We start from the raw sequence: 23215 nt of genomic DNA, 5'->3' as shown, positions 1-23215 counted from the left end.
TCTATCTTAAAAAGCAGTTCAATAAAGGGAGAGTTTAAAATTAACCTGCTTTACCTTTCTCCAGGATTTCAAGAAATCTGTTGATGTATTCTTCTTCCTTCAGAACCTTATAGTAAGCTGTTTTAGCATATAACGTGAAGGAAGGGGATTCAAATCTTATTTCAGCATCCATATCATCATTTCCTATCGTATTTTTTGTATGAAATTCGTGGATATGGAGAAGGTATTCTTCTATATAAGTATTAATTGTATGCTTGAGAACATCACATTTTGTATTATTTTTAATCTTTTCCAAAGACTTGATCAGAAAAGCAGTCACTCCATAAGAATTGATAATCGGCGGAAATAAAGACTCATTCTCTATGGCATTATTTTTATCATTCAGTCCGGAATGTTGTAAAGTTTCGTTTTCAAATATCATATTCCAAAATGGTATTAGTTATGAGAAGCATTTAAATATTGCTCAAAATAGTGAAGATCATTTTTATCTTTAATAGAAAGGTAAAACATGATCTGTTCCGGTTCTTTTAATCCGATATTACTGAAGCAGTCGAAGTGAGCAATTAATGCCTGAATATTGTCAATATCAATATCTTTCAGGATAATGAATAAAAGAAAGAGGTTTTCCCTGATTTCTTTGGCATAGACTGCTGCTCCGTCTTCAAAACACTTCCCTGAATGGGTTATTTTTATAAAATCTTTGTGTATCAGCGTTTTTATTATTTTCTGACAGTCCATATATTTTGATTCAATGTTAAAATAAGCTATGCAGAGATTATACTATATGGCTTATGGTATTGTTTAGTCTTCTTGTTCTGCATCAAAATTGATGGATGTTTCAGCAATTTCTGTAAGGTGCCAATCGGTATCTTCTTCTTCCTGAAGTGTTCTTTCAAGAAGATCGGCAGCCTTGTCGTGGCCCATAGTAATAGCCAGTTGAGCCAGTCCGCCATAGGTGGCAATTTCGTAATGTTCTACTTTCTGGGCCGCAATAATCAGTGCTGCATCCCGTGTTGCGGAGCCATCTTCTGTGGATCTGATAACTTCTTCACCTTCTTCAATGATCCCTTTGATGGCCTTGCATTCTTTTTTTTCAGGCTTTTCATCAATAAGCTGAAAAACTTTTTCCAGACGCTTAACATGTTTTTGCGTCTGAAGATGATGATCCTCAAAAGCATCCTTCAGCTCTTCGGCAGTAGCTGCTTCCTGCATTTTTTCCAATGCTTCCAGAATAGCACTTTCCGCATAATAGATATCTTTAAGGGCACTTACAAAGAATGTATGAAGAGGCGCATTTTTCATTTCATCCTCCTTGATCTTTGTTCTATCTGCTGTTCCTCTTTTGGTTGCAGATACCGGACTGTTATTCTCTAAAATTTTATTTGGCATGGTGTGATTGGTATTTGGTTTTTAAAAAGATTACCCCTTATAGATAGCTAAAGAGGCAATCCTGGAAAAAGAATTATGAACTGTGTCTGCCCCCGAATCCGTAACGTCCTGAGGACCGATCGTCTCCGTGGAATACCTGCCCGCTCAATTTTGCAGCTCGTGTGCAGTCTGCTTTGCTCATTGCAGCAAAACTTTTTCCTGAGCTGCCTGAATCTGAGCCGGAAGTATTGTTATTTGTTGATATTGAATTTGAAGACCATCCACCGCCCTGATATGCTTCATCTTCATCTGAATGATATGCTGAAAAATCATCATCTCCTGATCGTGGTTATAACCATGATCATAGCCTAGCCGGTAAACTTTTTCAAGCTTTACCCGTGAATATGTCTGACTTTTTGAATTGCGGCTTCGTGAATTTCTGGTGTTCATAATTCAATTTTATTATTAATATTTGGTCATGTATATTGCAGTCCGTGGCTAATATTAGACGGCAACAGTTGGGTGTCGGTAATTAAAATGAAATAAAAGCAAATGCTTTTTTATGTTCCTATTACTAAGCTATGATCTCAGGAATTATATGAATAATTATATCTCAAATATACGTCAGAATAACTCACTTTTTTATGACTTGGATCATGTTAATGCATATTAATACAAAATTTTCCGGTCTTTTAATGTAATACTTCCTTCTTTTTCCATCTTTTTTAATGTTCTGATCACAGTTTCCACACGCAAACCTGTAAGATCGGCAATCTGCTGCCTTGTAAACTCGATGTGGAAGCATTGCTGGCACTCATTATGGTGATAGCTTTTAAGATAATCCAATAAGCCCAGCAATCTTTGCATAGGGTTTTGAGAAGCCAAAGCTTGCGTCATTTTTAATTTATAATAAATCTCCTGTGAAAAACAGGCATTCATTTCCAGAGAAAGCTCAGGATACTGACTGACCATTTCCAGAAAATTATTTTTAGGAAGTTTTATAATGCTGGATTCTTCAAGGCATATTGAATTGATCGGATAATGCTGGTTAAGAAAAATCATGGCTTCCCCAAAACTCTGCTTTTTGCCTAAAATATTATGAATAAATTCTTTCCCATCCTCATTATAATTATTAAGCTTTACTTTTCCTTCACTGATCTGAAAGTAATAAAGTGCAGAGTCTCCCTCGTTAAAAATAGTTTCTCGTTTTTTATATTCTGTGTTTTCTGCACCAAATGAGTATAGAATACTTTCATCAATGTTCATACAGCTTATCGCTTTCATAGCTTCTAAAATTTTAAATATAGAAAATTACAATAATATATTTAAAATTTTAATATAAGATTTTGCGATTTTCAATTTTTACAATTTTATCTCTTTCCATGTGCTTAATCGTTCTTATAGCGGTTTCCACACAAAGGCCTGTAAGACTTGCCATCTGCTGTCTGGTTAAGGGAACTAAAAATGAATATGGCCGGGCATCTTTTTGAAAGCTCTTAAGATAATCCATCAGTCCTCTGAGCCTTGTAGACGGATTTTGAGAGGAAAGATTTTGCATCATAATAAACTTATAGTAAAGACGCTGCGAAAGAAAGCTGCTCACCTCCATGTATAATTCCGGAGACTTATTCAGCAAATTGAAAAAATGAGATTTATGCAGCCTTAATACACTACATTCAGTAATGGTTTCTGCATTTACAGGATAAGGCTTATCTATAAAAAGAACAGACTCTCCACAGCTCTCACCGGCAGACAGGATATTTTGAATAAATTCTTTCCCTTCCTCATTGTAATTGTTAAGTTTTACTTCCCCTTTAATAATCTGGTAATAATAATTGGGAGAATCCCCTTCGTAGAATATAGTTTCTGAAGGGGTGTAATGTTTCGTTTCTGCTCCCGCTGAAATCAAAATATTTTCGTCGATAACCATAATAGTTGTTTTGAAATTGTTTTCTTCTTCCTATTCTCTTAGTCTTAGTAAAAATATCATTGGGAACTGATTGTAATCTGTATGCAAAAACCGAACCTTAATAAATGGTAAAAAAGTTAAAAAACGTTAAAATAATTATTAATTTTAACCGCTTTTATTTTTATTCACCAAAACTTATTAATTAATTCATTTTATTTTTAATATATCAGGAAATTAAAACTCATATTTTATATTGTAATGCTGATTATTTGACTAGTCCTGAAATAATGATACAAATTAAAGGATAAAAATAAATAATTAAACCAGAGTAAATTTATTTTTGCTTTGGTTTTTTGTTTTATAAGTTTTCATTTTTAATTTGGACTGTTCATGCATTTGATTTGGTGTTAAATAATGATTTGAAAAATGTGGTCTGAACTCATTATAGATGCTAATGGATTGCTCCACAATTTTTCTTCTCATTGAAGTCTCAATATCATATTTATCAATATCGAATTCCTGTTTTAAAATACCATTTACTCTCTCTGCAATAGCATTTTCATAAGGATCAGAGTTCTGTGTCATACTGCATTTTATCTTATGCTTTATCAATATTTTCTGATACTCATTTGAGCAATATTGCAATCCCCTGTCAGAGTGATGAATCAATGATTCTTTATCAGTTTTATTGTTCTTTAATGCCTTTTTCAATGCCATCAGGCTACTTTCCGTATTGAGATTATCTGCAACATAGTGACCTACAATTTTCTTAGAATAAGCATCAGTTATCAGACTTAAGTAACTCGGTTTTTTCCTGTTTCCAATATAGGTAATATCTGCTACCCACACCTGGTTGGGTTTGTTGATACAGTACTCCAAAATCAGATTTTTATGTTTTCTGAATCTATGATGAGAATTGGTTGTGATATGATAGCTTCTCTTTGATGTGATCAATAAATGATTAGCTCTCAAAATATCAAAGAACTTATCCCTTCCTATTTTCAGAGATCTTAAAGGTTCCCTCAAAATAAAATATAGCTTTCGACCTCCTAATTTTGGCATTTTTATGCGGATATCTTCTACGAGGGTTATTACTTTTAATGCTTTGCTTTGTGAGCGTTTATATCCTCGGATACTTCTGTAATAGACTTGTCTATCCAACCCGAACAATTCGCAGGTAAAAACTATGGTTTCTTTTTCTTCACTGCGGAAGTTGGTGATTGTTCGGGTGATGAGTTTTTTCTGATATCAATATCATATTCTTTCTCAGCAAGATTTATCATCATATCAAAAAATATAGCTTTTTTATCAGCAATGTAAGCCTGTTTCTCTAAAAATGCTTTCTGTTTTTCAAGCACTTTAACTTCTGCCTCTAATTCCATGATACGCTGTTCAGGAGTCTTTTTCATGGTAAATGGTGTTTGGTATTCCCAATCAAAGGTACCATATTTTCTCAACCAACTAACAATTGTTGAGCGTGCTTGTATACCATATTTTTTCCGACTGTCTGTAATTCCTGATTTTCCCGTTTCTATTTCTCTTACAATTTGAAGTTTCAAATTCAAACTGTAATCTTTCTGGGTACGCTTGACATAGCGCGTTTCTAAGTTTTCTTCCATAACGATTGTTTTTTTGTGTATCGCTATTTCAGGACGGGACAATTGAAACATAAAAAACCCCATTTCTCATCAGGAAACGGGGTTTTTATGGATAAACAGCACGGTTATTTCTTGTGGCTACCATTCTTTTTAAAATTATTTCGCAAATTTTTTAGTTCCGGCCACACATAGGATTACTCCTATTGTTACCCCAACCATTCCTATGCTCACCTGCTCATGAAGAAGCCAGGCGGCCAATGCCAGCCCAAAGAAAGGCTGAAGCAGCTGCAGTTGGCCTACAGTAGCAATACCACCCTGCGCCAATCCTTTATACCAGAATATAAAACCAATGAACATACTGAAAAGAGAAATATAAGCCATTCCAAACCATCCGTGAACGCTGACATTTCCAATATCATCAGGAAAATAAATAAAAAATAAAGGAATCATAACAGGCAATGCCAGGACCAGCGCCCAGGAAATCACCTGCCAGCCGCCTAAGGTTTTAGATAGTTTGGCCCCTTCAGCATAGCCCATGCCACATAAAATAACAGCAAGCAGCATGAGAATATCTCCGATTGGCGAAGCGGATATTCCTTGCGAAACGGCATATCCAATCACTAAGAGACTTCCTACCACTGAAAAAAACCAAAATACAGGATGCGGCCTTTCTCCACCTCGTAAAACCCCAAACACAGCCGTTGCCAAAGGCAGCATTCCCAGAAATACAATAGAATGAGCCGAAGTAAGATATTGAAGAGCTAATGCAGAAAGAAGAGGAAATCCTACTACACAGCCAAGGGAAACCAAAAGCAAAGGAATCAGATCTTTTTTGACAGGGCGTTTTTCTTTACCCATCCATAATACAATAAGAGCCAACACTCCTGCAACTGCTGCACGAACTATTGTTACAAAAGTTGGACTCATCTCCATCACCGCTAATTTGGTAGCGGGTAACCCACCGCTAAATAGGACTACTCCTATAAAACCATTGATCCATCCGCTTATATTTTCATCTTTTGATATTTCTTTTGTCATCATTTTATTCAAGCTTTTTAATTAATGGTTCAAAATTAGAAAGGATAATTAGATAAACACAGTATCAGTTTTGTATATTTGCATGAGCACAGTTTGAAATATGAGCAAAGAATTTTTATATACAGAAATTGCAGACGGTATTGCCGGACAGATCAGAAATGGTATTTTAAAGGCCGGAGATAAGCTTCCTTCGGTAAGAATGCTATGCCAGGAGCATCAGGTGAGTATGAATACCGCCAAGCGGGTTTTTCTGGAGCTGGAATCCCAGTCTTTGGTTGAATCCAAGCCACAGTCCGGTTATTTTGTAAGCCAGCTTCTCTCTGTAAAACTTCCTTTACCGGAAGTAAGCCGCCCGTCACTGATCGCCAATAATGATGAACCGGATGAACTGATCAGTAAGATATATGAAAATATGGGTAAAAAGAATCTTACCTTTTTCTCTATTGGTATTCCGTCAGGAGATCTTTTACCACAGGCCAAACTTAAAAAAGAAATTGTAAATGCTACCCGGGAGCTCAAAGATGGCGGAACAGATTATGAAGAACTTCAGGGAAATCTGAAGCTAAGAAGAATGATTGCCATACGTTCTTTACAGTGGGGAGGAAATCTGAGTGAAAATGATCTGATCACTACCAATGGTGGTATGAATGCCCTTTCTTTCTGTCTGATGGCTTTAGGAAAACCCGGAGATACTATTGCTATTGAAAGTCCTTGTTATCCCGGAATTCTACAGCTCGCAAACGGATTAGGGTTAAAAGTTCTTGAGCTTCCCACCCATCCTACTACCGGAATAGAAATTGAAGCGTTAAAAAAAGTAATTCCCAAAATAGATATCTGTCTGCTCATTCCCAACTTCAATTCACCTTTGGGAAGCTGTATGCCTGACGAAAATAAAAAAGAAATTGTAAAAATACTCTCTGAAAACAACATTCCGCTCATAGAAGATGATGTGTATGGAGATCTTTATTTCGGATCCAGCCGTCCGAAATGCTGCAAATCTTTTGATAAAGACGGAAGTGTGCTGTACTGCAGTTCTATATCTAAAACTTTAGCACCCGGCTATCGTGTAGGCTGGATTGCTCCCGGGAAATATAAAGACAAGATTATGAAGCTTAAACTCCTTCATTCTACCTCTTCTATTTCTATTGTAAATGAGGCTGTTGCGAACTTCCTGAAATCCGGAAAATACGAAAAACACCTTCAGCAGCTCCGCAGAACGCTGCAGTTCAATTATCAGAATTATGTTCAGACCATTGCAGATTCTTTTCCGGAAGGGACGAAAACCAGCCGTCCGCAGGGCGGATTGTCTTTATGGGTAGAATTTGATAAAAAAATAAAAACCACAGAATTATACGATCTGGCCATCAAGCAAAATATAAGCATTGCCCCCGGAAGAATGTTTACCTTTCAGGAGCAGTTTGAAAACTGTATGAGGCTGTGCATAGGGCTTCCATGGTCGGAAGATACACAAACAAAGCTTAGACAGGTTGGGCAGCTTGCCAGAAAGATTTATTTAAAGTAGAGAAGATGGAGGCTGGAAGATGGAAGTCATTATAGTTTTAAGAATAGCTTATGTCAATTCTTATTAATTTTATTAGGATGTTTAAATATTAACCAGTTCTTTTGTGTTACCAGAACTTCAAGCTTCCTATTCATCTTCCAGCCATTCTTATTTATTATCCGGAACGAAATTTTTTCTTGCGAGTTCTTTTCTTACCCGGCTCAGACTCTCAGGAGTAATTCCCAGGTACGATGCAATCATCCATTGTGGTACTCTCAGCAGCAAATCCGGATACATTTTAATGAATTTCATGTATCTTTCTTCTGCGGTCTCTCCCAGCAAAGAATTGATTCTGTTCTGAAGGCTTCTGATGTGTTTCTGAAGAAGGAAATCACTTCTTTCAATACTGTTCGGAAATTGCTCTACCAGTTTATTAAAGAAATCAGGGTGTAAAAACAGAACCTCTGAATCTTCCACAGCTTCTATATAGTAGATAGATTTTTCATTGAAATAAAGACTGCTTCGGTCAGAAATCAGCCAGCTTTCAGGGGCAAACTGTATAATATGTTCTTTTCCGTTTTTATCAATAGAATACATCTTTATCAATCCTTTTTCTACAAAGAAAATATGTCGGCAGATTTCACCATACTGAAGAAGAAACTGGTTTTTAGGTATTTTCTTTACTTCATAGTGCAGGCTGCATGTGTTCACATTCTGAAGCGGAACATTTAACACTTTGGCTAGATAATTATTTATATTCTTCATGATACGATCTGACTTAAAGAGATATCCTGGTGGGAAGCATTGTTTACAGGTTTTCCGTTCTCTATTACAATCAGCTGCGGACTTTCATGTCTGATTTCAAAATCTGCTGCTATTTTATTGGAAACAGGTCTGTGAGCCAGCAGATCCAGATAATATACATGAACCGGCTGATCTGAATTTTCAACTTCTTTTTCAAAATTTTTCAGAACAGTCCTGCTGATGAAACAGCTTGTAGAATGTTTAAATATTGCTATTCTATTCTGAAATGAATCTTCTATTGCTTTGGCAAGATCTTCTTCAGACTCTATCTTTTTCCAGAACGATTTTCGATCAGGGGTTTCATTTTTTCCTCCGAATATTTTATCAAAAAAACTCATACATTAAATTGTTTTAGATGGTGATCAAGATGTTTGTATTCTAAAAATGTCCAGTCTTTTTCAGTCATTTTACCAAATAATCTGTGATGATCCGGAAGTTGGCCTTTTTCACAAACTTCCCGGAATTTTTCCAGCGTTTTCAGCAGATTGGTTTTTGATGCATCGAAATCACACTCAAAATTAACGATTAGTTTTTGAAAAGTAGGCATGTTTCTGGGAATTCCATTATTGAAAACATACATTTCTATTTTAGTAGCAGACCCTATTGCCTTAAATAAAATATTGATACAGGGAAGTTCCACTTTTCTCAAAGCCACCTGAAGCACCAGATCACAATGCCTTAGCATCTGGCATACGTTCATTTTCCCCCATTTTGCAGGGGAATTTTCAGATAACATGGAAATCCTGCTGACAATTTCCTTATAATATATAGGATTATTAAGACTTTTTCTTACCAACCTTTTTCTATCTTCAGATTTTCGATATGAGCATAATGGTGATTACAATGCCAGGCGTATAAAGCAAGGCTTTCTCTCAGATTATAATTTTTATTGTGCTCAGGATGATGGAAGGTTCTTTCAAACTGTTTATTGGTAAGGCTTTGAAGAAGTGTAACCCATCTTTGATGTGTTCCTTTTAACATTCTCATAGCAGGTTTTACAGGCATATGAAAACTGTCCTGAAGCTCGGCCCATTTCGCTTCATCATAAGGCTTTATAGTAGGATTGTCTTCCGTAAGAGCCAGTTTAAAACGGATAAAACTATTCATATGGCTGTCTGAAAGATGGTTCACAACCTGTCTTACTGTCCATCCGCCTTCTCTGTAAGGAGTATCCAGCTGGTCGTCTGTAAAATGTTCAATGAGGTTTTTTAGCCGGCCGGGAAAATCTTTGATTACTTTGATATAAGTATCCAATGTAATATCACATATATTTTCAGGAACTTCAAACGGTCCTATTGGAAACTTTTTTTTCTCTAAATCACTCATTGCTCAGGTTTTAATTTTAAAAATATGTACCGATTTGCCCGATTTTTATTTTTTGGACAACTTTCAAATATCACGGATGTAAATTTATCAAAATTTCAAGAATATGAAGTGAATAAAGCATTAATTATACAGATAATACTTTATAAAAATGCACTTCTTGGCTAATAATTAAGGCTTCAATTATAAAAACTGAAGCCTTGTGTATGTAAAATCAGGTATTAGTACCCATGTAAATCAATACCTTCTGTCCGTTGCAGTGTTACTTTTCTGCCCATTTTCTTTTGAATCACTCTGAAATGCTGCAATTCATCATCTGTCAGAATACTGATTGCTGTTCCCTTTTCATTGGCACGTCCTGTTCTTCCGATACGGTGAATATAATCCGAAGGTGAGCGCGGTAATTCATAATTGATCACACAGGGCAGGGATTCGATATGAATTCCACGGCCAATTAAGTCTGTCGCCACCAAAATCTGCGCTCCGTTTACTTTGAACTCTTCCAGGTTATTTCTTCTGGCTCCCTGTGATTTCTGGCTGTGAACGGCCACTGCTTTAATTTTATTCTTTTTAAGCTTCTCTACCAGATTATCCGCAGATCTTGTGGATGAGACAAAAACCAGCGCTTTTTCAACTTTCTTTTCTTTAATCAGATATCGTAAAAAAGGTCCTTTATTTTCCGGAGCAACATGATAGGCAAGCTGCTCGATATTATCAATTTCAACCTCTTCTTTTTTAATTTCTATAATGGTTGGGTTGATAGACAGGCGTTCTTTCATTTCAGCAACTTTATCATTCAGGGTTGCTGAAAACAAAGTTGTCTGTTTCACTACAGGCATCAGCGCGAAAAGTTTATTCATTTCCTCACCAAACCCTAACTGAAACATTTTGTCGGCTTCATCGATTACCAGATGCTGAATTCCTGAAATACTCAATGCATTATGATCTATTAAGTCCAGCAAACGTCCCGGAGTTGCGATCAGAACTTCCACGCCAAACATTCCTTTCATCTGCGGATTGATGGAAACGCCACCATATACGGCCATTGTACGGATCTCCCTTTTCAGATTTTCTGTGAAAGCTTTGAAAACTTCATCAATCTGAATTGCTAATTCACGGGTAGGAACTAATATTAAAACCTGAATATGACGTCCTTTTTTAATTTCTGCATGCTGTAATTTTTCTAAAATCGGCATTACAAAACAAGCCGTTTTTCCGGAACCCGTCTGTGCAATTCCCATCAGATCCTTCCCCTGCAAAATTATGGGAACCGCCTGTTCCTGTATCGGAAACGGTTTTAAATACCCCAATTTGTTAACAGAACGAATAATATTGTGTGATAATCCTAAAGACTCAAATGACATAAAATACTTATTTCCTGCAAAGATAAGCTATTGATATTTGGTTTATGCTTCAAATCTCATACTCAGCTGACAAAGATTAATTATTTTAAATTTTAACCTCTTCATTCTTTGAGTATTAAAAATTTACATTGCCGATTTGTCCGATAATTCAGTTTTGGACAAATTTTTGAAGATTAGTTTTGTAAATTTATCAAAAATTCGAGAAATCAAAATATGAAAAAAGCGTTAATAATAGTCGACGTGCAGAATGATTTTTGTGAAGGCGGAGCACTTGCCGTTCCCGGATCCGGTGAAGTTATTCCTTACATCAATCTTTTGATGGAGGAAAATGCATATGACCAGGTTGTCCTTACACAAGACTGGCATCCGGCAGGACATAAAAGCTTTGCAAGCAGCAATGGAAGAAAGGTAGGAGAAAGCATTATTTTAAATGGTGTTCCACAATTTATGTGGCCTGATCACTGTGTCCAGGGAACCTTCGGTGCGGAATTCCACAAAGATCTGAACAGAGACAAAGTAACACACATTGTACAGAAAGGGAAAAATATTGAAATTGACAGCTATAGCGGTTTCCAGGACAATAACCACTTTATGAAAACCGGTTTGGATGATTTCCTGAAATATCATGATATCCAATTGGTAGAAATCGTGGGACTGGCATTAGATTATTGTGTTAAATTCACTGCGTTAGATGCTGTTGCCAACGGATATGTAACTTGTCTTCATTTCAACGGAACACGTGCGGTAAACGTAAAGCCTGATAACGCCAGAGATGCAATCTATGAAATGATTGAAAAAGGGGTAACGGTACTAGGATAATAATGAATTATGATTGTCCTGTTTAGAATATCAAAATTCACAGGCAGATAAAATAAAAAAGCGCAGAAAATTCTGCGCTTTTTATTCTTTACTCTTGCATTACTTTTAAAAGAATTATGAGTTACCTCATTCTTTTAAAGCATTTTAAGGTTGTTTACTTCCAGCTCTGTAAGGATTCTCCAGTGTCCTCTCTTGATATTCTTCTTCGTTAATCCTGCAAACATTACCCTGTCTAAAGACTCTACTTCGTATCCTAATCTTTGGAAAATTCTTCTGATAACACGGTTCCATCCGATGTGGATCTCGATTCCAATTTCATTCTTCGGCTTTCCTTCAATGTATGAAATCTGATCAACAACTGCTACTCCTTCATCAAGACGGATTCCTTCTGCAATAAGACGTAAATCTTCACCGGTAAGTTTTTTATCCAATGTTACATGATAAATCTTTTTAGCATCAAAAGATGGATGCGTTAATTTTTTTGTCATATGCCCATCATTGGTCAATAAAATAACACCTGTTGTAGAACGGTCAAGTCTTCCAACCGGGAAAAGTCTGTAAGGCGAAGCATTAGCTACCAGATCCATTACAGTTTTTCTTGCTTTATCATCTTTTGTTGTAGAAATATAACCTTTTGGCTTGTTCAGAAGTACATATACAGGCTTTTCAGGCGTAATATTCTGTCCATCAAAAACTACTCTGTCTGTTTTCTGCACCTGGTATCCCATTTCAGTTACCACCTTTCCGTTTACTTCCACCAATCCCTGAGTAATAAGGTCATCAGCTTCTCTTCTGCTGCAGATCCCGGAATTCGCGATATACTTGTTAAGTCGGATGCTGTCTTTAACAACGTCTTTTTCAATTTTATTCAGCCTTCTTTTCTGTACAAAAGACTTAGCTCTGTCATCATTTCTTTCCTCACCGTTAGAAGGTCTTCTTCCGTATTTCAGACTGCCTCTTTCATACTTATCCCTTGTATCGAAACTTTTTCCGCCTCTCTTAGGTTTTCCGAAAGATTTCTTCTCATAGCTCTCACTTTTGTTCGTGATATAAGGTTTTTTTTCAGATTTTGAACCAAGATCGTCATTGGAATTTTCGAAACTGTCGGTATTACTTTTGAAAGGTTTCTTTTCAAATCTTGAGTTGGATCCTCTATGTTCCGGGCCTTTTTTTCCTCCATCTTTAGAGAAAGGCTTTTTAAAAGGTTTTGATCCTGAAGAATTTCCAGATCTGGAAGCACGAGAATCATCAGAACTTTTCTTGGTTGAAATTCTTGGTCTCTTTGGTCTGTCTGAATTATTATTATCTCTGCTCATTCTAAAAATTTCTGCAAAGATAGTAATTTAGTTACGAGTTAAAAATTAAGAATCATAACTTTGCATTATAGTTTACATTTTAATTTACATACAAACGAAGATGATAACAATATTAAATGATAATTTTTCACAGCTCAACCAGTTTCTTCACGAGAATTCTTTCAGTAAAATTTTCATTCTTGTAGATGAAAATACCCATGAATACTGCCTTCCTGTTCTTTTAGGAAATATGGAAACAGATCTTGGCTTTGAAATTTTAGAGATCGAGGCCGGCGAGGAAATGAAAAATATCCAGACCGCCAATCAGCTTTGGGAAATTCTTACAGAAATGCAGGCCGATAGAAAAGCACTGGTTATCAACCTTGGTGGCGGTGTAATTACTGATATGGGCGGATTTGTTGCATCTACTTACAAAAGAGGAATACAATTCATCAATATCCCTACTACCCTTTTATCGATGTGTGATGCCTCTATAGGAGGAAAAACGGGTATTGATCTGATGCACTATAAAAATATGGTGGGAACCTTCGCTTTCCCGGAACAGATATTCATTTTCCCGAAATTTCTGGAAACACTGCCTTTTAAAGAATTGAGAAGTGGATTTGCTGAAATGCTTAAGCATGGATTAATCGCCAATAAAAACCATTGGGATCAGCTGATTCAGATCCGTAAACTGGAAGTGGAAACCATAACTCCCCATATTCAGACCTCTATGAATATCAAGCAGAATGTCGTAGACCAGGATTTCCATGAACAGAATATAAGAAAAACACTGAACTTTGGCCATACAATAGGCCACGCTGTGGAAAGTCTATGCTTGCAGCAGGGAAACCCTATCCTTCATGGCGAAGCAGTTGCCATGGGAATGATTGCCGAAGCACATCTGGGATATCTTGAAAACCTTATTTCTGAAGATGATGCAAAAATGATTATTGAAAACATACAGCGGTACTATCCGTATCTTGATATCAGTGATTTTAAAGATGAAGATATCACAGCCTTATTATTGAATGACAAAAAGAATACAGACAGTAAAATAAACTTCTCCCTGCTTTCAGGAATTGGTTCCTGTACCTATGATAACCAGTGCAGTCAGAAAAACATCCTTGAATCGCTCACATTTTATAGAAAATTGAATGATGCTTAACGGGTTTTTAGAAAAAAATATCCGCTTTAACGGTTGTTTTTGATAAAATCATCAATTTAGATTTCTTCTAAACAAATGTTTGTTTATTTTTCAACATCATGTAAATCAGCAACATAAATATAAAATCACTTACGTACTAAGTGATTTTTTTATTGATTTTACTCATGAAAAATATTTTGGCAAGCAATTTGAAAGATACTCTGCGTTCAACTGAAAATGCTGAACAGTAGTAAAATTTAAAATTAAGAAAGAGTAAAATTAAAAAAATTAAAGTTATGAAAAAGTTAATTTTAGGATTAGCGTTAACTGCAGGAACATTCGCATTCGCTCAACAGACAGGAAACACATCTACTAATCCGGTTTCATTTGGTGTAAAAGGGGGAATGAACGTATCTTCACTTTCAAAAGACAGTGGTCTTGATGATCAGAAATCTAAAATAGGATTCAACGCAGGTGTATTTGCCAATATTCCATTAGCAGCTTCATTCAGCGTTCAGCCGGAGGTGCAGTATTCACAGTATGGTAATAAATCAGATTATACTTTAGCAGGAACAAAATATTCAGCTTCTACTAAATTAGATTATATTACAGTACCGGTAATGTTCCAGTACAACCTTATTCCAAACCTTTATGTGGAAGCAGGACCAGAATTCGGTTTCATGGTAAGTGCTAAAAACAAATTCAAAAATGAATCAAGCGGTCAGTCAAATACCACAGACAATTACAAAGACAACTTAAATACATTTAACTTTGGTATCGGACTTGGTGCTGGGTATTACTTCACTCCGAACTTAGGTCTTACAGCAAGATATGTTGCTGGTTTAACTGATGTGGCAAAAGACAGACCTAGCGGATCTGATGCTGTCAGAAACAACCTATTTCAGGTAGGATTAGCTTATAAATTCAAATAAGCGTATACATTCACTAACAAATTTTATATTCAATAGAAAAGATCAGATTAATTTTTAATCTGGTCTTTTTTTTACGGTAAAGTATTGAACCTTTGATAAAATATAAAAAATACTTCCCAAATAATTGATTTATCGATCTGTTAAAGTATAATAAAGTCTTTATCGAAGGGGTTTCACGGCATATAGTTTGTTGCTTTCCGAGCGTTAAACAACTTATAATAAAACTAATCTATGAAAAAGATTTTTTTAGGCCTGGCAACTATTGCAGGTACTTTTATTTTTGCTCAAAGCACTTCCACTTCAAATGATGCAACTGTTTCATCAGCACCTTCTTCCTCTACCATCAGATTCGGTTTGAAAGCAGGACTTAATGTTTCCAGCCTTTCTAATATGGATATGAATTCAAAAGCAGGATTTTATGGCGGGGCTTTTGTGAACATCCCTGTCGCAAAAGACTTCTCTGTTCAGCCTGAAGTATTGTACAGTGGTGTAGGCGCCAAAGAAAAGGGAGGCAGTAATGCAAAACTTAATTTAGAGTATCTTTCAGTTCCTGTAATGTTTCAATACAATGCACTTCCTAATTTATATGTGGAAGCAGGACCGCAATTTAACTTTTTAATTGATGCTAGGCTAAAGAAAAGTGCTTCTACTGGTGCTTTCAAAGATGCAACTAAATCTTTTGACTTTGGAATCGGATTGGGAGCAGGCTACTACATTACTAAAAACATTGGTATAAACGCAAGATATGTTGCCGGATTGTCTGATATTGTGAAAACAAAATATCAATACGGATATGACAGAACCGGATCTGTGAAAAACGGTGTATTCCAGATAGGGGTAAATTACAAATTCTAAAGCATTATCAGCTTTTTTCATCAGTTTTTATAATTAAAGTAAGGCCGGGCTCATTTTGAGTCCGGTTTTTTGCTTAAAAGAAGAAAAACTGCTTTGAATAGAGATAAATAAGGGATCAACAGGATTTTTTAAAACTTTGGCACGGTGTTTGATTCTTAATGAAATGTTAAATAAAACTTAAAAACTATTAAAATAAAACTTATGAAAAAGATTTTTTTAGGTCTTGCACTAATAGCAGGTACTTTCGCATTCTCTCAGAAGACTTCAACTTCTACTGCTTCATCTTCTCCAGTTAGATTCGGAGTAAAAGCAGGTCTTAATATCTCTACTATTTCTAACAGCGATTTAAATTCAAAAGCTGGATTTTATGGTGGTGTTTTCGCAAATATTCCAGTAGCACAAGATTTCTCTGTACAGCCAGAAGTATTATACAGCGGCTTGGGTGGTAAAGCTAAGTCTAACAGTGATATAAAATTAAATATGGATTATATCGCAGTACCGGTAATGTTACAGTATAACCTGATTCCTAATCTATATGTAGAAGCAGGTCCTCAATTCGGTTTCCTTATCAGTGCTAAAGGAAAAGGTAACGGTGCATCTGTAGATGTTAAAGACAATTTGAAAACTTTTGATTTCGGAATTGGTCTTGGAGCAGGATATTATTTCACACAAAATATCGGAGTGAATTTAAGATATACCGCAGGATTATCTGATGTTCCTAAAAACAATAACGGTGATGCTTCTAGAAACGGAGTATTCCAGATAGGTTTAGCTTATAAATTCTAAGGACTCAGGTAGGCTTTAAAGCAGGCCTTTTAATCAATACAAGCCGGATTTAATGGAAATCCGGCTTTTTTTATGTATTTAATTTTTTTGGCAAGAAATTTGCCTCTTGAGTAGTGATTGTACTCTATCCGGCATTTCCAATGTTGCGGTTTCTGTTTTTACAGGAGGTATATATGGATTCACCTGATAAACCCAGCTGAATTTCAACACAGAAATATAACTATTACCATAAACTTTAACGAGAACGACATCCAATTGGTTGGCATTTAGAGCCACACAAAATATTGAAAAATGTTTTGTGTATTAATTAAAATACATTTTGATTTCAATAGAAAAAGTCAGGTTTATTAGTTTAAGCCTGACTTTTTCGCTTATCGTATGAGTTTTATCACTTTTCCCTTTTGTGGCAGGTATTTTGCGGCAATGAAGCAAATTTAAATTAAACTTTTAATCATGAATAAATTTTTTGCAGCAATGGCCTTAGCTACGGGTCTTTTTGCAAGTGCACAGGAAAAAACTCAAACTGCAGCCCCTTCATCTCCTGTTACATTCGGGATTAAAGCAGGCTTGAATGGTTCTACGCTTACCAGAGGAGATGGTTATGAGTATGATAACAATGAAAAAATGAAAGCAGGATTTCATGCAGGAGTATTCGCAAACATTCCTGTTTCTGCTAAATTCAGTATTCAGCCGGAGCTTCTTTTCAGTCAGTTAGGATCAAAATCAGATTATAATTACAGAACAAGTTCAGGCAGTTATAGAAGAAACCAACACTATGATTACAGCACAACACTAAATTACCTTACACTTCCTGTAATGGTGCAATATAATATTCTTCCCCAGCTTTATGTAGAGGCTGGCCCTGAATTTGGGTATTTGTTAGGCGGAAAAACAAAAGGAGATTTAACCACTATTGAAACTACCGGAAATTCAGTAACGATTGACCATACGGAACATGTTTCACAAAATATTTCAATGAGTCTCTTTAACCGATTCAATGTTGGATTAGGTATTGGTGCCGGATATTCTTTTACTAAAAACTTTGCTGTTACAGCCAGATTTACAGCTGGTATTACTGAAGTTTATAAATACAATCAGGAAGACAAAATCAGAAATAATGCGCTTCAGTTAGGAGTAGCTTATAAGTTTAAATAGAGATATTGATTATTTTCAATTGATACCGGGCTTAAAGTCCGGTATTTTTATGTCTGGGTTTTCTAAAAAATATTCCTGATTTTAAATTTTCATCAATTCAATTATCAACAAAAAAGCATTTTTGGCATTAAACTCTTCACAAAAATACAGAGCCTGACAATACATTTATTCATTAAAAAGGGATAAATGATTAAAAAAAAACTTTCTTAAAACCACGCAAAACCCCTTATAAACAGGAGTTTTTCAACTTTGGCAAGCAATTTGCAAAATAATCCGAGTCTGGTAAGAAATCATCCGACACACAAATAGTAAAATTAAAAAATAAAATTATGAAGAAGTTATTTTTAGGATTGGCATTAACTGCGGGTACGCTTGCTTTTGCTCAGGAGACAGAAACGAAAACAGTCAATGCATCACCTTTAAAAAAAGATGTTCAACCCGTTAGGTTCGGAATCAAGGCCGGAGGAAACTCAGCTTATTTCAGTGAGCAGAAGTTTGGTATCAACAGCCAGCAACTAGGTTTCCACGCAGGTGCATTCGTTAATATTCCAATTTCAAAACAATTCAGTATCCAACCAGAAGTATTATACAACCAAATGGGTGCAAAAGATGTACTTTCTTCTACAGAAACTGATAATGGAGTTACGAATGTAAAGACTAAAGAAGAAGGCAGAATAAAGATGAATTACATTTCAGTTCCATTAATGGTTCAAATGAGACCTACTGATAAGTTTTATATTGAAGCAGGACCTGAATTCAGTTATTTCATTAATGGTAAAACTAAAGGAGAAACTACTGTAGCAAGTACTACAGGAGGTGTTACTACCACTACTACAAGTTCAAATACTGAAGATATCAACAAAGATGATATCAATAGATTCAACTTTGGATTGGGTCTTGGTTTAGGATATGACATCACTCCTAATATCGGTATCAGTGCAAGATATGTAAACAGTTTGACAAAAATTGAAAAGAGCAGACCTGCAGCTGAAAACAACAACAGAGTGTTTCAGTTAGGGCTGAACTATAAATTCTAATTAGAAGAACCAATTTTTTTAACCGAAGTGCATTAACCTGCACGCATAAAATAGCCGGAAGAATTTCTTCTGGCTATTTATTTTATGCATTTGAGTCATCTCAATTGTTATTCAAATATTCTCGGGTCATCACTGATTACACCATCTATTCCCATTTCTTTTAATTCCTTTAATCTTTCTTTGGTATTCACTGTCCATGGGATTACTTTCATCCCTAATGAATGGCATTCCTGTACCAATTGAGGTGTGACAAGATGATGATCGGGACTGTAAATTGTTGGAGTAAAGCTTAGGAATTTCATATCTCCAGCTACTCCACTCAGATGATCAGGATACATTTTGAATTTTTCTGCAGGAATGTTTTTAAAATAAGCCTGCTGCTGAGCCCGTTTTTTATCATCTACTTTTTCTACCAGTAAAGCAGTCATGATCGCAGGATATTCCTTATGGACGATTTCCAGTGTTCTCGGATCAAAAGACTGGATAATCACTCTATCCTGGATCTTCTTTTCTATAATAACCTTCATCATAAGATCAACAAATTCTTTGGGTTCCGGATGCAATATATTATCGGAGAAAGGACGCGTTTTTGTTTCTATATTATAAAAAGGCAGTGGTCTTTTCAGCTCGCGGGCATAAGCCTCACATGCGTCTATTACATTCGAAAATAGTGGTTTCCGGACCTTTATTTTCTTTTGATCCGGATAATTAGCCAATTTCTTTAGACCTACATCAAAAGTTTGAATTTTGGCATAGGGCATTTCATAAATTTTATAATAGAAGCCGGAGTCTTTTGGAATATACGTTCCATCCGGCTTTGTTACCAATTCAGGAGAAAGAAAAGCATCATGGGAAAGAATTACCTTTTTATCTTTCGTGATGGCCAGATCCATTTCCAGTGTTGTTACGTTCATTTTTAAGCCATTTTTCATGGCCGGGATTGTGTTTTCCGGATAAAGGGATTTTCCTCCGCGGTGTGCCTGCTTATCAAAAGTCTGTGAAGAATATAATTGGGCCCATACCAGAAGAACACCCGTAAAGAATACGCTTTTCATATTGAAGTTTTAATCTGTCAAAATTAAAACTCTACTGTATATTGTATAATACTGGAATATTAAGCTTTTGCTACATTTATGAAACAAAATAGCCGGTTGTTATAAAACCCGGCTATTTTATTTACTATTTCAATAAAGAGGTTAATTGAATAAATCTACCTCTTCTCCTTTTCCTACAGGGTACTCTTCTGTAAAACATCCAAAACAGTGGTTGGCTGATCCTAAAATATCTTTCAGGTTATCGATGCTTAAAAACTCTAAAGAATCTACACCAAGGTAGTTCTTAAGTTCTTCAGTTGTCATATTGGCAGAGATAAGGTCATCTTTAGACGGAGTATCAATTCCAAGATAACATGGTGCAATAATTGGCGGAGAAACACTTCTGAAGTGGATCTCTTTTACACCTGCATCTTTTAGAATTTTAACAAGTCTCTTAGATGTCGTTCCTCGAACGATAGAATCGTCAATGATCACTACTCTCTTATCTTTCATCTCAGAGATGATAGGGTTCAGCTTAAGGTTCACTACCCTTTCTCTCATTTCCTGTGTAGGAACAATGAAGCTTCTTCCAATATATCTGTTTTTGATCAAAACCGGGCGGAAAGGTATTCCGGAAGCTTTTGAAAAACCAATAGCAGCAGGAACCCCGGAATCCGGAACTCCGATTACCAGATCAGCTTCTACAGGAGCCTGTTCCCAGATTTTTTCTCCGGATTTTTCTCTGATCTCATATACATTAATGTTTTCTAAGGTAGAGTCAGGTCTTGCAAAATAAATATATTCAAAAGAACAGATTCTCTGCTTTCCTTTGGCCTCATCCATCATATAAGAATGAAGCTTGCCGGGTTCGTTTTCATTGGTATAAATGATCTCACCAGGAAGGATATCACGTACATACTGAGCGCCTACAGCGTCTAATGCAACAGATTCTGAGGCCACTACATAAGACTTTTCATCAATAGCACCCAATACCAGCGGACGGATACCGTTAAAGTCTCTGAATGCAAAGAATTTATTCCTTGTCATTCCTACTACTGAATAAGCGCCTTCAATCTTTTCCATGGTTGCTTTAATAGCACCGCGAAGACCCAGGTCAAGGTTTTTCTGGATCAGTCTCAGGATGACTTCAGAATCGGAAGTCGCTCTGAAAACAACGCCTTCAGCCTCTAATTCCGCTTTTAATTCTTTTGCATTGGTAAGATTACCGTTGTGTGCTATAGAGAGTATAATCTGGTCATATTCGTTTTTCGCGAAAAATGGCTGGAAATTATATTTCTTTTTATCTCCTGCAGTGGTATAGCGGGTATGCCCGATTGCAGAATTTCCCATAAAAGTTTCAGGTTCCTGAATGTCTTTATAAACATCTAAAACAAGTCCTTCGTCTTTCATGTTGGTGATTCTTCCATCTTTTAAAACGGAAATACCACAAGCTTCCTGGCCTCTGTGCTGTAAAGCAAAAAGTCCAAACTGTGAAAGCGAGAATGTATCCAGATCATTATCAGAATACAACCCGAAGATCCCACATTCTTCGTTCGGAGCATCCAGTCTTTCCTCTTCCTGAGTTCTGAAAAGATTCCTTCCGTAAGTCTGGGTTTCAAACTGTTTTAAATATTCACTTTTATGAATGTCTAAACTTTTCATTTCTATTTTTTCTAATTGTAGATCTTAGAAGTCAGATTTCAGATTTCAGACTAAAGCCAACTTCAAATTTTAATTTTGCTTGAATTAACAAATTATTTCAGCGCCAACATCTGAAATCTGTTATCTGAAATCTTATTTCTGTAAAAGATTTTTAAGACGGTTGTAGATTTCTACATAAGCCTCAGTAACTTCTCCCAGGTCTCTTCTGAATCTGTCTTTATCTAATTTCTTCATGGTATCTTTGTCCCAAAGTCTGCAGGTATCAGGGGAAATTTCATCTGCTAAGATGATTTCACCGTCTGAAGTTTTTCCTAATTCGATTTTGAAATCTACCAGAATGATATTGATTCTATCAAACAGGTCGATAAGGATGTCATTGATATCTGAAGATAACTCATACATCTCGTCAAGCTCTTCGTAAGTAGCTGCTCCCAAGAAAACAGCGTGGTGATCATTGATAAGCGGATCTCCCAACTCATCTTTTTTATAGCAGATATCGAAGATCGTTACCGGAGACTTAATTCCTTCTTCTACTCCTAATCTTTGTGCCATACTTCCTGCAGAGTAGTTTCTTACTACCATTTCCAAAGGAATGATAGAAACTTTTCTTACCAGCTGCTCTCTTTCGTCTAGTTTTTTGATGAAATGAGTTTTGATCCCTTTTTCATTTAAGTATTCAAAAATAAGGGTTGTGATTGCGTTGTTCATTTCCCCCTTAAGGTCTACCTGACCTCTTTTTTGAGCGTTAAATGCTGTAGCATCGTCTTTGAAACGTACTACTACTTCATCAGGATTATCGGTTGCAAATACCTGTTTTGCTTTCCCCTCGTACAACATTTCTTTCTTTTGACTCATAATTTTACTTTCTAAATTGTAGTTAGATTTATTGATTTATTGTATTATTATTCCTGTTAAGACAGCCAGTCCAAAACTCAGTAATGTACCAATTAATACATACTCTGTAAGTTTTCTCTGTTTTGCCTGTGCAAGGTCGCTGAACCTGAAAACAGATTTGGCAGCCACCATGAAACCTACGCCTTCCCAGTGATTCACCATGATAAAAGTGAAAACCAGCAGGCGTTCTAAAATTCCGATATATTTCCCGGCACTTGATAAAGATTCGGTTTGAATAGTGTTGGGGCCATCCGGAGCAGGTGTCCATGATGACAATAAGATTTTGATAAAAATAGAAGCCGGTGTTGTCAGAAACAATGCTGCCATCATTATCTTTAAAAATTCCTGATTCTGTAAAAACCCGAAACTGAATTCCTGGAAATAATAGGAAACTCCTGCAATCACCAGAACATGCAGCAGCTGATCAATGAAAAACCATCTTTTTTTATTTTTTACATTCTGGAAAGTAAGCTTGGCAGCATCAATAATGAAGTGAGTAACTCCCACTAAAGCCGCCACCCACCAAAGCTGCAGATCCCAAAGGAAAATAAGGCTTAAAATGGTGTGAATGAGAACATGAAAGTATAAAAACTTACTTTTTAGTTTATGGTTCTCCTTATCCGCAACCCATGAATTTGGCTGAAGTATAAAATCTCCGAGTAAATGTGCCAATATGAGTTTGATGAAGATCATG

At 36.0% G+C, this 23215-nt stretch carries 27 protein-coding genes; 8 read left to right on the top strand and 19 right to left on the bottom strand.

Annotated features, from left to right (window positions below; genetic code table 11):
- Positions 1 to 40: 40 nt before the first annotated feature.
- The 9 genes from ACP3T3_RS03730 to ACP3T3_RS03690 all read right to left on the bottom strand — a co-directional run bounded on the left by ACP3T3_RS03730 (position 41) and on the right by ACP3T3_RS03690 (position 5916).
- Positions 41 to 421, bottom strand: coding sequence for a hypothetical protein (locus ACP3T3_RS03730; protein WP_426478585.1), 381 nt, complete (start codon positions 419 to 421; stop codon positions 41 to 43).
- 14 nt (positions 422 to 435) lie between these two features.
- Positions 436 to 738 carry a hypothetical protein gene (locus ACP3T3_RS03725; RefSeq protein ID WP_426478584.1) on the bottom strand — a complete coding sequence of 101 codons (303 nt, stop codon included), beginning with the start codon at positions 736 to 738 and terminating at the stop codon, positions 436 to 438.
- 63 nt (positions 739 to 801) lie between these two features.
- Entirely contained in the window at positions 802 to 1389 is a 588-nt protein-coding gene (locus tag ACP3T3_RS03720; protein WP_426478583.1) for a ferritin-like domain-containing protein, read from the bottom strand.
- A gap of 177 nt (positions 1390 to 1566) precedes the next feature.
- On the bottom strand, positions 1567 to 1818 hold the full coding sequence (locus ACP3T3_RS03715) for a hypothetical protein (RefSeq protein WP_426478582.1): 252 nt from the start codon (positions 1816 to 1818) through the stop codon (positions 1567 to 1569).
- 219 nt (positions 1819 to 2037) lie between these two features.
- Entirely contained in the window at positions 2038 to 2652 is a 615-nt protein-coding gene (locus tag ACP3T3_RS03710; protein WP_426478581.1) for a Crp/Fnr family transcriptional regulator, read from the bottom strand.
- 49 nt (positions 2653 to 2701) lie between these two features.
- Positions 2702 to 3298 (bottom strand): Crp/Fnr family transcriptional regulator, encoded by a 597-nt coding sequence (locus tag ACP3T3_RS03705; RefSeq protein WP_426478580.1) that lies wholly within the window; start codon positions 3296 to 3298, stop codon positions 2702 to 2704.
- 297 nt (positions 3299 to 3595) lie between these two features.
- Positions 3596 to 4438, bottom strand: a complete 843-nt coding sequence (locus tag ACP3T3_RS03700) for an IS3 family transposase (protein WP_426478579.1) — start codon at positions 4436 to 4438, stop codon at positions 3596 to 3598.
- Positions 4439 to 4461: 23 nt separating this feature from the next.
- Positions 4462 to 4896 (bottom strand): transposase, encoded by a 435-nt coding sequence (locus ACP3T3_RS03695; RefSeq protein WP_426476642.1) that lies wholly within the window; start codon positions 4894 to 4896, stop codon positions 4462 to 4464.
- A 135-nt stretch (positions 4897 to 5031) separates the two neighbouring features.
- Entirely contained in the window at positions 5032 to 5916 is an 885-nt protein-coding gene (locus ACP3T3_RS03690; protein WP_426478578.1) for a DMT family transporter, read from the bottom strand.
- A gap of 97 nt (positions 5917 to 6013) precedes the next feature.
- Between ACP3T3_RS03690 and ACP3T3_RS03685 the strand changes: the two genes are divergently transcribed.
- Complete coding sequence (locus tag ACP3T3_RS03685; protein WP_426478577.1) at positions 6014 to 7435, top strand: PLP-dependent aminotransferase family protein; 1422 nt, start codon at positions 6014 to 6016, stop codon at positions 7433 to 7435.
- 147 nt (positions 7436 to 7582) lie between these two features.
- Here the strand turns inward: ACP3T3_RS03685 and ACP3T3_RS03680 are convergent, their stop codons facing one another.
- The 5 genes from ACP3T3_RS03680 to ACP3T3_RS03660 form a co-directional block, all read right to left on the bottom strand.
- Positions 7583 to 8179, bottom strand: a complete 597-nt coding sequence (locus tag ACP3T3_RS03680; protein WP_089691886.1) for a Crp/Fnr family transcriptional regulator — start codon at positions 8177 to 8179, stop codon at positions 7583 to 7585.
- Positions 8176 to 8556 carry a bacillithiol system redox-active protein YtxJ gene (gene ytxJ / locus ACP3T3_RS03675; protein WP_426478576.1) on the bottom strand — a complete coding sequence of 127 codons (381 nt, stop codon included), beginning with the start codon at positions 8554 to 8556 and terminating at the stop codon, positions 8176 to 8178. Before ytxJ ends, ACP3T3_RS03680 begins: the two co-directional genes overlap by 4 nt.
- A complete protein-coding gene (locus ACP3T3_RS03670; RefSeq protein WP_426478575.1) occupies positions 8553 to 8918 on the bottom strand; it encodes a DUF1569 domain-containing protein in 366 nt (121 codons plus the stop codon). The genes ytxJ and ACP3T3_RS03670 overlap by 4 nt, the downstream gene beginning before the upstream one ends.
- An 89-nt stretch (positions 8919 to 9007) precedes the next feature.
- Entirely contained in the window at positions 9008 to 9544 is a 537-nt protein-coding gene (locus tag ACP3T3_RS03665) for a YfiT family bacillithiol transferase (protein WP_426478574.1), read from the bottom strand.
- A 218-nt stretch (positions 9545 to 9762) separates the two neighbouring features.
- Positions 9763 to 10905 (bottom strand): DEAD/DEAH box helicase, encoded by a 1143-nt coding sequence (locus tag ACP3T3_RS03660; protein ID WP_426478573.1) that lies wholly within the window; start codon positions 10903 to 10905, stop codon positions 9763 to 9765.
- A gap of 213 nt (positions 10906 to 11118) precedes the next feature.
- Between ACP3T3_RS03660 and pncA the strand changes: the two genes are divergently transcribed.
- Positions 11119 to 11724, top strand: a complete 606-nt coding sequence (gene pncA / locus ACP3T3_RS03655) for a bifunctional nicotinamidase/pyrazinamidase (RefSeq protein WP_426478572.1) — start codon at positions 11119 to 11121, stop codon at positions 11722 to 11724.
- Positions 11725 to 11858: 134 nt separating this feature from the next.
- Here the strand turns inward: pncA and ACP3T3_RS03650 are convergent, their stop codons facing one another.
- Entirely contained in the window at positions 11859 to 13040 is a 1182-nt protein-coding gene (locus ACP3T3_RS03650) for a pseudouridine synthase (RefSeq protein WP_426478571.1), read from the bottom strand.
- Positions 13041 to 13140: 100 nt separating this feature from the next.
- Here ACP3T3_RS03650 and aroB point away from each other — a divergent pair, with 100 nt between their 5' ends.
- From aroB to ACP3T3_RS03620, 6 genes are all read left to right on the top strand, one after another.
- Positions 13141 to 14187 (top strand): 3-dehydroquinate synthase, encoded by a 1047-nt coding sequence (gene aroB / locus ACP3T3_RS03645; protein WP_426478570.1) that lies wholly within the window; start codon positions 13141 to 13143, stop codon positions 14185 to 14187.
- 275 nt (positions 14188 to 14462) lie between these two features.
- Positions 14463 to 15098: a porin family protein gene (locus ACP3T3_RS03640; RefSeq protein WP_426478569.1), complete on the top strand. Its 636-nt coding sequence runs from the start codon at positions 14463 to 14465 to the stop codon at positions 15096 to 15098.
- A 231-nt stretch (positions 15099 to 15329) separates the two neighbouring features.
- The gene (locus ACP3T3_RS03635) at positions 15330 to 15953 is read left to right on the top strand and encodes a porin family protein (protein ID WP_426478568.1); all 624 of its coding nucleotides are present in this window, start codon (positions 15330 to 15332) and stop codon (positions 15951 to 15953) included.
- Between the two features lie 201 nt (positions 15954 to 16154).
- Positions 16155 to 16739 (top strand): porin family protein, encoded by a 585-nt coding sequence (locus ACP3T3_RS03630; RefSeq protein WP_426478567.1) that lies wholly within the window; start codon positions 16155 to 16157, stop codon positions 16737 to 16739.
- A 453-nt stretch (positions 16740 to 17192) separates the two neighbouring features.
- On the top strand, positions 17193 to 17894 hold the full coding sequence (locus ACP3T3_RS03625) for a porin family protein (RefSeq protein ID WP_426478566.1): 702 nt from the start codon (positions 17193 to 17195) through the stop codon (positions 17892 to 17894).
- A gap of 329 nt (positions 17895 to 18223) precedes the next feature.
- Entirely contained in the window at positions 18224 to 18931 is a 708-nt protein-coding gene (locus tag ACP3T3_RS03620; RefSeq protein ID WP_426478565.1) for a porin family protein, read from the top strand.
- 107 nt (positions 18932 to 19038) lie between these two features.
- Here the strand turns inward: ACP3T3_RS03620 and ACP3T3_RS03615 are convergent, their stop codons facing one another.
- From ACP3T3_RS03615 to ACP3T3_RS03600, 4 genes are all read right to left on the bottom strand, one after another.
- Positions 19039 to 19986 (bottom strand): glycerophosphodiester phosphodiesterase family protein, encoded by a 948-nt coding sequence (locus ACP3T3_RS03615; protein ID WP_426478564.1) that lies wholly within the window; start codon positions 19984 to 19986, stop codon positions 19039 to 19041.
- A 141-nt stretch (positions 19987 to 20127) separates the two neighbouring features.
- Positions 20128 to 21627, bottom strand: coding sequence for an amidophosphoribosyltransferase (gene purF / locus ACP3T3_RS03610; RefSeq protein WP_426478563.1), 1500 nt, complete (start codon positions 21625 to 21627; stop codon positions 20128 to 20130).
- 132 nt (positions 21628 to 21759) lie between these two features.
- The gene (gene purC, locus ACP3T3_RS03605; RefSeq protein ID WP_426478562.1) at positions 21760 to 22482 is read right to left on the bottom strand and encodes a phosphoribosylaminoimidazolesuccinocarboxamide synthase; all 723 of its coding nucleotides are present in this window, start codon (positions 22480 to 22482) and stop codon (positions 21760 to 21762) included.
- 36 nt (positions 22483 to 22518) lie between these two features.
- Positions 22519 to 23214, bottom strand: a complete 696-nt coding sequence (locus ACP3T3_RS03600) for a DUF3307 domain-containing protein (protein ID WP_426478561.1) — start codon at positions 23212 to 23214, stop codon at positions 22519 to 22521.
- Position 23215 lies beyond the last annotated feature (1 nt).

Origin of the sequence: Chryseobacterium sp. CBSDS_008 (genome assembly GCF_049959325.1) — a bacterium.
In the GTDB taxonomy this organism is placed as follows: Bacteria; Bacteroidota; Bacteroidia; order Flavobacteriales; family Weeksellaceae; genus Chryseobacterium.
This window is presented reverse-complemented; position numbering and strand designations above follow the sequence as displayed.